Genomic DNA, 13,246 nt, shown 5'->3' with positions numbered 1-13,246 from the left:
ATTCAAGGTTTAACTTAACAAACATCAAATCAGGTATGAAAAGGAACGTCCTTTTTGCATTGCTTTCTGCATTTGTTTTGCAATCCTTTGCACAATTCGCCATCAAAGGCAAGGTTATGAGTCATGACCTGAAGGAACCACTTTCAGGGGCTCACATCATTCTTGAAAACACTCAATTACGAACGATCACAGGTTCAAATGGTGAATTTCAGTTTGGGAAATTAAAAAGTGGTTCATATACCCTCATTATCAGCTACCTGGGTTATGCAACTGAAATGCGGAAGGTAGCACTTCATTCAGACAGTAACATTGAAATCGAACTTCTGCCAAGCGCATTCATGGCTGATGAAATAATTATACATTCAACCCGTGTTGATGCAAACGCGCCTATCACTTTTCAGGATATTTCCCATACTGAAATCATGGCATCTAACCAGGGGAAAGACCTCCCAATGTTACTTTCCGGATCTGTTTCAGCGGTTACCACTTCCGATGCAGGAAATGGAATAGGATATACAGCCCTGAGAATCAGGGGGACAGATATGACCAGGATTAATGTGACCATAAACGGGATACCATTAAATGATCCTGAATCGCATAATGTCTTCTGGGTTGACCTGCCTGATTTTGCTGCCTCTACTGACAATATTCAGATTCAACGGGGTGTTGGTACATCTACCAATGGTGCGGCAGCATTCGGTGCCAGTATTAATCTCCTCTCCTCTCCTATTCCTACAGAACCCTATGGGGAGATTTCAGGCGCTTTGGGTTCCTATCAATCCTCTCGCCTTTCAGGATCATTTGGGACAGGTCTGATCAATAAACACTGGAGTTTTAGTGGAAGAATTTCCGATGTAAGATCAGATGGATTTATTGATAGAGCCGCTTCTAACCTTCAATCCTATCATATTGGCGGTTCTTACTCTGATAAACTGAATTCTCTGCGGTTTAACCTGGTTTCAGGCAAGGAAACAACTTACCAGGCCTGGGATGGAATACCTGGTTATATTCTTGACACAAACCGAAGATTTAATGGCATGGGAGCTTATATGGATGCCAATGGAAAGCTCCAGTATTATGAAAATGAAACAGATAACTATAAACAAACCCACTACCAGTTGCTCTATTCACGACAGCTAAACAAATCACTCTTCCTGAATGCAGCAGCCCATTACTCCAAAGGAAAAGGATATTATGAACAATTCAGGAAAGTGATGATTTGATAGATTATGGAATTCAACCGATCCATTTACCGGGACCTTATCTTGTTCAGCAAGGCGATACCCTGTATTTCCCTGACAGCCTGGTTACCAATGCTGATCTTATACGCCGGAAGTGGCTTGATAATGATTTTGCCGGCATAACCTATTCTTTGTCCTGGAAATCAGGTCCGCTTCAGACTTCTGTGGGAGGATCATGGAATATATATGTAGGCAGGCACTTTGGAAGGGTAATATGGTCAGAAATTGCAATGGCAGCGCCTCCTGATCTCGAATGGTACCGGAGTAAAGCACAAAAACAGGATTTTAATATCTATGGTAAAGCAAACTACGATCTTTCCCGGGTTTTCAGCTTGTTTGCTGATCTTCAGTTAAGAAGGATTAATTATGGAATTGATGGAATCGATGATGATTCAAGAGATATTACCCAGGATCATAATTTCACCTTTTTTAATCCAAAAGCAGGAATTAACGCCACAATAGATGAAAACAATGCTGCCTATCTTTCTTTTGGTATAGCCAACAGGGAACCCAATCGGGATAATTTTGTAGATGCAGATCTGTCAGAAACTGCACCTCGCCCAGAAACCCTCTACGATTTTGAAATAGGCCATAAATACCAGTCAACTCATGTTTTGCTGAGTTCTAATCTGTATTGGATGCTTTATAACGATCAATTGGTACTCACAGGTGCAATCAATGATGTAGGAGCTCCGGTAATGGTAAATGTTCCTGAAAGCTACCGGCTCGGACTAGAAGTTTCCGGGAAAATAGAGTTTACAGACAAACTGAATTGGGGATTGTCAGCAACGATAAGTAGGAACAAAATCAGGAAATTCACTGAATATGTCGACAATTGGGATACCTGGAGCCAGGAGAGCTTTGAGCATCAGAATACTGATCTTTCATTCTCCCCCTCGCTGATTCTGAATAGTGACGTGCAACTCAAGCCCCTAAAGAATCTCAGCATACATTTTATTTCTAAATATGTAGGGAAACAGTACCTCGACAATACACAGGATGAATCCAGGAAACTGGATGCATACCTGATCAATGACCTTCGTTTTTCTTATAGTTTCTTCCCAGCATTCCTTAAAGAGCTCAGAATTAATGCTTTTATAAACAACATCTTCAATCATGAATATGAGTCTAATGCATGGATTTACAGATACATGGAGGCTAATGAAATGAAAGTGCTTGATGGGTATTACCCGCAGGCAGGTATTAATTTCATGGCAGGGATGAGCCTTAAATTCTGAAAGGAAGTAAAATAATAGGGACTGCGAGTTTTCTTATATTTGCAGCCCTATGGCAACCGACGAAAACCAAGTTAGGATAAAGAACAAGAAGGCATGGCATGAGTATATGCTCATGGATGAATTTACAGCAGGGATCGTGCTGTTGGGTACTGAAATAAAAGCTATCAGGGAAGGGAAAGTGAATCTTACCGATAGTTATTGTGTATTCAATTCAGATGAGCTGTTTGTTGTGAATATGCATATATCGGAATACAAATATGGCAATCAGTTCAATCATGATCCTAAAAGGCCCCGAAAGTTGCTTCTGAGTAAAAGAGAATTGCGAAAACTCCAGGGAAAAGCAAAAGACAAAGGGATTACAATCGTTCCGGTTGAACTGTTTACCAATGAACGGGGACTTGCGAAACTCACCATTCACATTGCCAGGGGCAAAAAAACCTACGACAAACGTGAAACTCTGAAATCCAAGGATCAGAAGAGAGAGATGGAAAGGCGTCAGGAAGATTGATCTCTTTTCTGATCTCAGTAATACTTTTGATTCTATCATCGCGTTATTGATAAAAATCTTGGTCCATGAAAATTATCCTCTTCGGAATACTCCTATCCATCCTTTTCCCTTCTTTTACCATTGCTCAGGCAGAAAATACTGAACCAGCAGCAGATGTAGTTACTTGGTACTCTTTCGAAGAAGGCATGAAACTGGCAAAGAAGAAAAAGAAGTATGTAATCGTTGATATTTATACTGACTGGTGTGGTTGGTGCAAAAAAATGGACAAAGAAACATTTTGCAACCCTGATGTAGTTAAATATCTGAATGAACATTACGTTGCAATAAAGCTCAATGCTGAAGAAAAATCCCCTATTGCCTTTAATGGAATGATTTATAATAACCCTGCCCCAACCAAACAGCGTTCCACTCACCAGCTTGCCATTGCTCTGGCTGGTTCAAAACTGGCTTATCCCACTTATGTTTATCTTGATTCAAAAGGAAACTCAATTACCGGTACCCAGGGTTATTCTCAGCCTGAAGACCTGATACCATTGTTGAAATACATAGGAACTGGAGCCTATAAGTCCAAAACGTGGAAGGATTTTACTGACTCAATTGAAAATACTAAATAGTTAGCAGTTTGGAATTCCATCTGATTCAAAACAAACAACCCCGAATATTCGGGGTTGTTTGTGATTGAAAATTGCTAAGTATTATCTGGTTAGCAATACTTTAAATTGTTTCTGTTCTTTATTTCCAATTATCCTTACAAGGTAATAACCTGCAGGTTGATCTTCAATATTTACAGTATAAAGATTCTCTGATTTCTCAGGAATGATGAAACGACTCACCTCTTTTCCGGATACATCATAAACAGCAATATACCGGTAATCACCAAATCCATTAGTGGCTTCAACATTGATCAGGCCATTGGTTGGATTCGGGTATACCAGGTATTCAGCACTTTCTTCCATCGACAGCCCTTCTGCTTCTTTTGCAGTGGTATACTTGTAACGAAGTTTAGTACTAGTGGTATTTGTACCACATCCATAAACAGTTGTAACCAGCTTCACAGTCCCTGTAAATGTGGCTGTCCAGATTATCTTGGCATCATCTCCACATGCATCATCAGAATAAGCAATAAATGCATCAGTGGTTCGGTTGCGCAGAGTTAGTTCTGAATCATAAGATGCAGTTGCACCATCCGCACTACAGTATGAAAAATGGTAAACTCTCCCTGAAGTTACATTGAAAACTGCATACTCTCCGGCATAAATTGAATTCTGCGTTTTCCAACTGGTAGTAGGCGTCAGGGTTGAGCTCGGGTATAGGGTAGTGCTGTTACATCCCTGTGAAACGACCTGAACTACTATCGTCACTGAGGAAACATTATTGGTTTCATTACTTTCTGCAACCTGTGCATCGGCATCAGCTACAAACAGAATATACCAGGTACCGGCAGCTGTCGCAGAAGGAATGGTCAGCACTTCACTTACAGCTAATCCTGAACCGATTCCAAGTGATGTGATAGCATCAGTTGCCAGGTAGGTATCCCCAGTTCCATAAACATTATCAGCAGAAAGATAATATTTCAGGTTGGATGCAGCAGATATCGCAGTTCCCTGGTTAAATACCGTACAAGATGCAGTAGTAGTCTGACCTGCATTTAGTGTAGCAGGTGCAGCAGCCGGGGTTTGTACCAATAGGTCAGGACTCCCTGCAGATGAGGTTATCACTACCTGGAAACTGCTGACATTGTTACTTTCATTGGTTTCAGTTACCTGCGCATTTGCATCGGCAAAGAAAAGGATAAAATAGGTCCCCGGGGTTGTTGAAGATGGAATCGTTACTACTTCACTCACCGCAGCTGAAGCACTTGCATTGAGCGCTGTTACTGCATCAGTGGCAAGTAAAACATCTCCTGCGCTATAAGTATTATCTGTTGACAAATAGTACTTCAGGCTGGATGCTACTGCACTTGCTCCTCCCTGGTTATAAACTGTGCAGGAAGCAGTAGTAGTAAGGCCATTTTGAATGGAAGACGGACTAGCGGATGGATTTTGCGCCACCAGGTCTGGACCTGCCGGAGCTGTACCTACCTGGAATGAAGCAACCCTGGTCTTACGTGCTTGTGAAACTCCAATATACTCTGTCGTAAACCAGAATGTTTTATCATCAGCTGGATCAACACTTAATCCTGCATAATCTCCCCAACGGTTGTAAGAAGTTTGGGAATAAGCTCCGGTTGTAATGGTCTGTTCAGCCAGGTCCAGAGCTCCTGCACCAGTTGCATATGCTGTAGATGATTGTCCGGTATAGCGAATACCCGGATAAACAGTTGTACTTGAAATAGAGTATCCTAAACCTATTTCATTCTGCCCGTTTAACCGTATGCTCCCCATCCAGCGAGAATGTGCATCCGGGGCATAGGTTCCTGATTGGCGCAAACTCCAGGTACCAGAAGTTTTACGTAGTTCATACCACCTTATACCTGCATGGTCGGTATTATCAACATCAACAGTATGACAGCATACCAACGTTTGGAAAGTACCGAAATTCCTGTATTGAGGTGCATTCATGACAACCTGTGGAATAGCATCCAGTTCCCTGGTTGTTCCCGGCTGTTTGATATTATCCCAGTTAGCGCCAAAATTGCTGTCGAAAGCAGGAACGGATAGCTGCTGCACCCTGTTAAAAGTTGAAGAAGTGGGCGTTGTCCAGTTAACAGCCAGCTCATATATCCAAAGCTGGTCGCTTCCTCCTGCGATAGCATCATCGTTGATCGTAATAAATAAACCGGGACTACCGGCTGGTGCAAATGTGCCATCATTATCAACCGGAGGAACGCACATAAATCCATCAATGGTTGTGGGTCTCCATGCATTGTCGAAACCTACCATCTGGGGAGTTAGTCCATTCAGCATCTTCGACCTTTCAAAAACATAGATGTCCTTTTTACCAGTAGCACTATTATTGGTACCCATATAATATCCATCCTGCCATATCCCAATTTTTTCATAATCGGGCATATCGTCAACATCAAAAGAATACCTGTGCCAACTGCCGGTGGGATCATTGGTTTGAGACACAGCAACCAGCATATAGTCATTGGTTCCACATATGGAGAACTCAATAACCAGCCATCTGGCGGCTTGTTCATCATAGAGGACAATTGGATCACCATCATTACAGGTAGCGCCTGTAACACTGCCGAAAAGCAGGTTTAAATTTGTGGGACCTGCAACCAGTGCACCTGTTTTTGAATAGATTGCATAAACAGAATTCACTGTCTGCATGTAATGATTAGGGCCGGCAGTACCATTGGCATCGGGTGGGAAATAGGGGGAACTTTGTCCGTCAAATGAAACAATCGGAGCTTTAACAGCCTGTGTTTTGCCCATAGTTCTCTGCCATGCTGGATCATCCCCAACCGGCAATGCAATTGACTGATATGGATAGACTCTCTCTCTCATATCTTCATTCCTGGGTTTATTGGCATCCAGTATCATCTTTTCATATTCGTCTTCAGTAAGGGCCGGCATATCACGTAATGGCCCCGAAAGACCGTGATACTGTCCAACTCCGATCACCGAAGGACTAATGGCTTGATCCTGGGCCGACAGCCATAAAGCAGAGAAAACAAACGCAGTTACCCATAGTAGTAGTAAACGATTCTTCATACCTGATTAATTTTAGTGAATAATGAGTAAGATATATCTTAGATTAAAAATATGAATTTTATTTTGATCTCCATTCAGATTTATTTTTTTTAATCAGTTCAAACAAAACCTGAATGAAAGCCCTTCATTTTAAACAGACCATGTTTTGATGTGAAATCTATATTTTTGTTACCCAATCAAAAAAGCCTATGGAGTTAATACCCTTGATTTCCGATTTATGGAAAATGGATGGCGGAGTTGCATTTGGAGTGGTTCCTAAAAGTATTTGGAATCGCAACAATATGGCTGATGAAAATAACATGATGCCAATTGTCACAAGATGCCTTCTGGTCCGTTCAAATGAACGACTCATCCTCATTGATGCAGGGATGGGCAATAAGCGAGATGAAAAATACTATAAAGTTCGTTTTCGTGATCCTTCGGTCAGTTTATTGAAAGCATTGGATGAAATTAAAGTGAAGCCTGAAGAAATTACTGATATACTCCTCACCCATCTCCATGACGACCATGTTGGAGGGGTGACTCAAATCAATGAAAAGGGAGATTTGATTCATGTTTTCCCGAATGCAACATATTATTGCTCATTTCAGCAATGGGAATGGGCCATTCATCCCAATAAAAGGGAATCTGCGGCTTATTTTAAGGATAACCTTTTACCAATGTTGGAAAGTGGAAGGCTTCAACTTCTGAATGAGGAGACAGAACTATTCCCGGGGATAACACTGAGGATCTATAACGGGCATACTATGGGACAGCTGATTCCATTTATGCAAATTGAAGGAAAAACCTATGTATTTATGGGAGATTTCATTCCAACAGCTTTTAATATCCCGATGCCTTTTGTTCCGTCAGTGGATATTCAACCCCTTTTAACCATGGATGAAAAAGCTGCCTTTATGAATGAAGCAGCTGACAACAAATACATATTGATTTTCGAACATGATTATTACAATGAATGTTGTACTTTAATGCATGGTGAAAAGGGAATTGTTATGGATAAGAGTTTTAGACTGAATTCACAGAACTATGAATAACCTCGAAACAATAGCAACCATAGAAGAACTTAATGGACGATTAGAAGGTGAGAGCCCGGAATACATCCTTAAAGAAGTTCTCAGCCTGTTTGGTAATAAGATCCGCTTCTCCAGCAGCCTGGGGGCTGAAGACCAGGTTATCACCGCTATGCTGGCAGGAATCGATAAGAGAGTTTCTATTTTTACTTTGGATACAGGCAGGATGTTTCCTGAAACCTATGAGGTACTTCATCGGACTATCAACAGGTACGGAATTCCCATTGATGTGTATTTTCCTGATGCAAAAATGGTGGAAACAATGGTGAACACCAAGGGGATTAATCTCTTTTACGAGAGTGTGGAAAACAGAAAAGAATGTTGCAATTTAAGGAAAATAGAGCCTTTAAAAAGGGCATTAAATGGACTGGATGCATGGATTACCGGCTTACGTCGACAGCAATCAGTTACCCGAACCAATTTCCGGCTGATCGAATGGGATGAAAATAACCAGCTCATTAAAGTAAATCCATTGATTGAATGGTCAGATGAAATGGTATGGGATTATATCCATAAAAATAATGTACCCTATAATAAACTTCATGATGCAGGGTTTCCCAGTATAGGTTGCCAGCCATGCACGAGGTCCGTAAATAAAGGGGAAGATATTCGTGCGGGGCGTTGGTGGTGGGAATTACCGGATAATAAGGAATGTGGATTACACAAAAAGGAATCCTGATTATAAATTGAGCATTATCTGGAAATCTCCTGTCGTTAATTACAGTTTTTTTTAAGTTTTTATTCAGCTGGAAAACATTGAACCGGGCATCGACTTTATAAAATATTTTATACAGCCATAAGCATTACAGCAAGTTAGACCGATCCTCCAGATCATCAATTTGCTTGTTAACAAACTGTTAATATCATTATTGAGAACTATTAAAAATAATTAGTACTTTTGCACCCGCTAAATTTTTAGACTTAGTATTCACCAAACTTTATTAAAATGATTGCTAAAAGACAGTATCTTAAATCAAAACCTGTTTGTAAAGTTACTTTTCAACTTTCCTCAGAAGCAAAGCATGTTGCCTTAGTTGGAGAGTTCAATGGTTGGAACGAAGCTTCCACCCCGATGAAGAAATCAAAAGACGGCATTTTCTCAGCATCACTCGAGCTTGAAACCGGACGCGAATATCAGTATCGTTTTCTCGTGGATGGCAGTAATTGGCTCAATGATGAGCAAGCTGACAAACATGTACCTACTCCACTTGGAAACGAGAATTCAGTAGTTGTACTCTAATTACTGAAACAACATATAGACTAATCACCTTGAATGAGGGTCATCAACTGGCCCTCATTTTTTATTTCTGCATGTTTACATCCAACCCTGTTGCAAATTCCTACACAATTCATAAAATCTTTTTCAGGTTTCATAAACATTACCATGAGTTCTCCTCCGCACTCACAATTTCCATAAACAGGAAGACCTACATTACATTCAGGACAAACAAGGTTCAATAGTTCCCCTTCGTGTAAATCAATATCAATGCTAATCCTGGATTTGTCACCATATACTGGACTTAGGGCAATAAGGCCTTTCCCGGAAACCTGGTTTACTCCGATGACTATACCATCATAGTCTCCAAACCGGGCCTTTTTATGAATGAGTCTGTGCCCATTCGGACAAAAGCATTCTTTAATTACGATAATTTCCTTTGTTGCAACCTGATGCTTCTCCGGCACAGGAATAATCATAATTCCCTTTTTATCAAATAGTTTCATTTGATTAGGTTTTATTGTCACTAATACCAATGCCTGCATATTCAGGTGAGAATGCAGGCTATTTAGAGCACAATGTTTATCCTGAGAACTATATGTAGCGGATCAGACTTTATGTGATCCGATATTAAAGATATGAAAAAAAATCACAAAAAGCAAATCTCTAATCGAAACGAATAGCCTTTACAGGACTGATACGAGTAATAATATAAGAAGGTATGATAAGCATCAGGCTACATACAATAAGGGTCCCAATGTTCAAAAGCAATATCTGTCCAATGGCAAGGTTGATAGGCACCACACTCATAAAATAGGACTCCTCCGGCAAATGAACAAGTCCGAATTGTTGCTGTAAATAGCACAGTAAAATACCGGCAATATTGCCTATTAGCAATCCTTGTGTGATGATATAAACTGCATTGTAAAGGAATACCTTCCTGATACTTCTGTTTCGCATTCCGAGGGCTTTTAACACCCCTATCATTTGTGTTCGTTCCAGTATCAGTACCAGCAAGGTGGAGATCATGGCGATTGTAGATACCAACACCATCAAAACAAGAATAATTACAACATTCATGTCCTGGAGTTCCAGCCAGTCGAATAATTGCGGGTAGATTTCAGTAATTGACCTGGCATCAAGCTCATAACCAATATTTTTATAAACCATTTCCGTAGTTTCATCAATCTTATCAAAATCATTGATCATTACTTCGAAACCTGATACCTGGCTGGAATCCCATCCATTTAGTTTTTGAATATGACGGATATCACCAAAAATATAGAGCTTATCAAATTCTTCAAGACCTGTATTATAAATCCCTGAAACGATAAATCTCCGCCCTCTTGCCTGGTTATCCACAATAAAATAGGTTCTTAAAGGATCGCCTATCTTGAGCTTCAATAGTTTGGAAAGTCCAAGGGAAATGAGTACAGAATCATTCGCTTCCTGCTTTCCAGCCATAAACGTGGATCCTCCTACTAGCTTGTCTTTGAAGAATGACCAGTCAAAATCAGAACCTATGCCTTTCATAACTACTCCCTGCATCTGTTCTTCTGTTTGAATAATCCCGGCTTTGGTAGCAAACACCTGGATATGCCTTATTCCCGGCAGTTTCTCCAATGAAGGGTAAAAATCCTGCTTCATTGGAATTGGAGGATATTCAAAGGAATTACTTAAATTGAACTTTGCAATTTGTATATGCGCCCCAAAACCGGTAATTTTATCCCTGATCTGTTGCTGGAAACCGGTTACTATTGCCACGGAAATGATCATTACCATCAGGCCAAGAGCTATGCTGGCAATAGAAATCCTGACCACAGGACCGGAAAGTGTTTTTTTTCCGCCCCTGATCATCCGCTTAGCTATAAATAATTCAAAATTCACCGGATATGCTTTCAGGCAAAGGTAGGAAAAGGACAGAATGTGTTGACACAGCAGTTTGAACCATATCTCTAATTCACTGAATTGATACTAAATTAAGCCCAATGAAGCTAATAGCCAGTGTTGCAATATTGTTTTACCTGGTAATTCCTTTCTTTTCTTTTGCAGATGGGAACCTGGTGATCCCTGCTTCTTACAGGATGAATGAGTATCTCCCGATGCTGACAGGACAAAAAATTGGATTGGTTGGAAACCATACCTCTATGGTTGGCAAAACTCATTTAGTTGACACCTTATTATCAAGGGGTATCAAAATAGAAAAGATTTTCAGTCCGGAACATGGATTCAGGGGAAATGCCGCTGATGGTGCCCTGATTGACAATGAAACCGACTCTAAGACCGGCATTCCGGTTGTTTCATTGTACGGCGACCATAAGAAGCCAAAGCCTGAGGACATGAAAGGCATTAATATCATGATCTTCGACATCCAGGATGTAGGATGCAGGTTCTATACCTATATATCCACCCTGACTTATGTTATGGAGGCATGTGCAGAGAATAATATTCCTCTTATCCTCCTCGATCGTCCCAATCCTAATGGTTATTTTATTGATGGCCCTGTGCTGGAGCCAGCATTTACCTCCTTTGTTGGATTACACCCGGTGCCCATCGTTTATGGCATGACCATTGGCGAATATGCTCTCATGGTTAACGGAGAGAAATGGTTGAAAAACGGAATTCATTGCAAACTGGTGGTAATTGAATGCCGTAAATATTCTCATAGCACCCGATATCAATTACCTGTCAGGCCTTCACCCAATTTGCCAGGGATGAATTCTATCTATTTATACCCCTCACTTTGCCTTTTTGAAGGTACAGTAGTAAGCATTGGAAGAGGAACAGATTTTCCTTTTGAAATCTATGGACATCCTGACCTGAAGTCCGGGAATATGGCCTTTACCCCCATACCTATTTCGGGAGTTAGCGACAAACCACCCCTCGAAGGAATTGAATGTCATGGTTTCAGACTTTCAGAAGAGGTCGCCAGGCTGAAACACCAGGGTGAAGTGAACCTTGATTGGTTGATTAAGGCTTATACGGAACTCAACATGAATTCCAGATTTTTCATTCCCTACTTTGATAAACTTGCAGGCACCGACAAACTCAGGAAGCAGGTGATGGAAGGCATGTCAGAAGAAGCAATCCGCGAAAGCTGGCAAAAGGATCTTACCCATTTCAAAAAAACCAGGAATAAATACCTGCTTTATCCTGATAATCAATAATCCTACAGCATGTTAAACTCTCATAGTTCTTACTTTATCCCGGATATTAAAGAATAGCATTTGTTTTATGATATCAGAAAGACTGAAAAACCTTTTTATTTCGACAGTTTTGCTGCTTATTATTTCTACTCCATTTCGGGGTTTGACACAGCAGAGTCTCTGGAGGAGCCTTGATATTGAAGATGGAATTCCTGATCCTTCTGTCACTTGTTTCTTAAGGGTTCCAAATGGACTTTTATATATGGGTACTTCCACCGGTTTGTACTGCTTTGATGGTACGGAGTATCGAAAAGTGCTTTTTCCTGACAGTCTGAAAATCAATCCTTTCATCAGTGCTTTAGGAACTGATGGAACCTATATTTATGCAGGTGCGCGGAATGCTCTTGTCAGGTTTAATCCCGCCAACGAGACCATTATTTCGTATAAAAGCAATCAAACCTTTCATTCAGGCGTGAACCGGATAGCTTTTAACAAAGACAGTACTCACCTATATGGACTAACCCATATGGGAATATTTGAGATGGATATCAGGGCCGGCAAAATGGATATGCTCGACACCATTGTGACGCCTGGTACCTATGATTTCATGCTTGATGAAGATGGGTCACTGGTGTTTTATACTGTTAAGTCTTTGATTAGGTATAAGTCCGGAAATCAACAGTTAATACTGTCAGATTCAGCTATACTGGGAGCCGCCTGGTGGGAAAAAGAAAATTGCTGGATAATTGCAAAAAAGGACGGATTATACCGGCTTCAAATCAATGCGAAGAAGTTAATACGACTACCTTATAAAGTAACATTTGCACCTACTTCCCGACGATTATTGAACAGGGACAGCAAAGAGCTTATCTGGTTTTTCAGTGAACAGGGAATGGGAGTCCTTCGGTCATTAAATGATCCTCAACCATTATTCTTTACCAAAGAAACAGGTAATGAAGCAACAGTAACTTCAACCTCTCCAAACTGTTATTACTTCGACCCATCAGGAGTTCTTTGGGCGGGTGGCGATGGAAGCGGAATGAGTTACCAGGATCATAATTCATCGAAAATTTCTTTCCTGACAAATGAAAAGCCGGATGCCGTTCATTCTGGTACTTCCGAAAACTGGATGAAACAGGAAAGTGATAATTGGCTCTACTAATGG

The 13,246-nt window shown here is 40.7% G+C and carries 12 protein-coding genes; 9 read left to right on the top strand and 3 right to left on the bottom strand.

What is annotated here, in order from left to right; all coding sequences use genetic code 11:
* Positions 1–35 precede the first annotated feature (35 nt).
* From IPH84_00750 to IPH84_00735, 4 genes are all read left to right on the top strand, one after another.
* Positions 36–1,223 (top strand): TonB-dependent receptor, encoded by a 1,188-nt coding sequence (locus tag IPH84_00750; protein MBK7171768.1) that lies wholly within the window; start codon positions 36–38, stop codon positions 1,221–1,223.
* The gene (locus IPH84_00745; GenBank protein MBK7171767.1) at positions 1,220–2,479 is read left to right on the top strand and encodes a TonB-dependent receptor; all 1,260 of its coding nucleotides are present in this window, start codon (positions 1,220–1,222) and stop codon (positions 2,477–2,479) included. The genes IPH84_00750 and IPH84_00745 overlap by 4 nt, the downstream gene beginning before the upstream one ends.
* 49 nt (positions 2,480–2,528) lie before the next feature.
* Positions 2,529–2,987, top strand: coding sequence for an SsrA-binding protein SmpB (smpB, locus tag IPH84_00740; GenBank protein MBK7171766.1), 459 nt, complete (start codon positions 2,529–2,531; stop codon positions 2,985–2,987).
* Positions 2,988–3,052: 65 nt separating this feature from the next.
* Positions 3,053–3,601: a DUF255 domain-containing protein gene (locus tag IPH84_00735; GenBank protein ID MBK7171765.1), complete on the top strand. Its 549-nt coding sequence runs from the start codon at positions 3,053–3,055 to the stop codon at positions 3,599–3,601.
* An 81-nt stretch (positions 3,602–3,682) separates the two neighbouring features.
* On the opposite strand, the gene IPH84_00730 is transcribed toward IPH84_00735, so the two are convergent.
* Complete coding sequence (locus IPH84_00730; GenBank protein MBK7171764.1) at positions 3,683–6,649, bottom strand: T9SS type A sorting domain-containing protein; 2,967 nt, start codon at positions 6,647–6,649, stop codon at positions 3,683–3,685.
* Positions 6,650–6,837: 188 nt separating this feature from the next.
* Between IPH84_00730 and IPH84_00725 the strand changes: the two genes are divergently transcribed.
* The 3 genes from IPH84_00725 to IPH84_00715 all read left to right on the top strand — a co-directional run bounded on the left by IPH84_00725 (position 6,838) and on the right by IPH84_00715 (position 8,959).
* Positions 6,838–7,683 carry an MBL fold metallo-hydrolase gene (locus IPH84_00725; protein ID MBK7171763.1) on the top strand — a complete coding sequence of 282 codons (846 nt, stop codon included), beginning with the start codon at positions 6,838–6,840 and terminating at the stop codon, positions 7,681–7,683.
* On the top strand, positions 7,676–8,398 hold the full coding sequence (locus IPH84_00720; GenBank protein ID MBK7171762.1) for a phosphoadenylyl-sulfate reductase: 723 nt from the start codon (positions 7,676–7,678) through the stop codon (positions 8,396–8,398). The genes IPH84_00725 and IPH84_00720 overlap by 8 nt, the downstream gene beginning before the upstream one ends.
* A gap of 267 nt (positions 8,399–8,665) precedes the next feature.
* On the top strand, positions 8,666–8,959 hold the full coding sequence (locus IPH84_00715) for an isoamylase early set domain-containing protein (GenBank protein ID MBK7171761.1): 294 nt from the start codon (positions 8,666–8,668) through the stop codon (positions 8,957–8,959).
* 20 nt (positions 8,960–8,979) lie between these two features.
* Here the strand turns inward: IPH84_00715 and IPH84_00710 are convergent, their stop codons facing one another.
* Positions 8,980–9,441 (bottom strand): hypothetical protein, encoded by a 462-nt coding sequence (locus IPH84_00710; protein ID MBK7171760.1) that lies wholly within the window; start codon positions 9,439–9,441, stop codon positions 8,980–8,982.
* Positions 9,442–9,601: 160 nt separating this feature from the next.
* On the bottom strand, positions 9,602–10,822 hold the full coding sequence (locus tag IPH84_00705; GenBank protein MBK7171759.1) for an ABC transporter permease: 1,221 nt from the start codon (positions 10,820–10,822) through the stop codon (positions 9,602–9,604).
* Positions 10,823–10,923: 101 nt separating this feature from the next.
* On the opposite strand from IPH84_00705, the gene IPH84_00700 reads away from it, so the two are divergent.
* Complete coding sequence (locus tag IPH84_00700; protein MBK7171758.1) at positions 10,924–12,102, top strand: DUF1343 domain-containing protein; 1,179 nt, start codon at positions 10,924–10,926, stop codon at positions 12,100–12,102.
* A gap of 142 nt (positions 12,103–12,244) precedes the next feature.
* Complete coding sequence (locus IPH84_00695; GenBank protein ID MBK7171757.1) at positions 12,245–13,243, top strand: hypothetical protein; 999 nt, start codon at positions 12,245–12,247, stop codon at positions 13,241–13,243.
* Positions 13,244–13,246: the final 3 nt, after the last annotated feature.

It is taken from the genome of Bacteroidales bacterium (assembly GCA_016707785.1).
Lineage (GTDB): Bacteria > Bacteroidota > Bacteroidia > Bacteroidales > UBA4417 > UBA4417.
The sequence above is the reverse complement of the archived record's forward strand: the minus strand, read 5'-3'. Positions and strand labels throughout refer to the sequence as shown.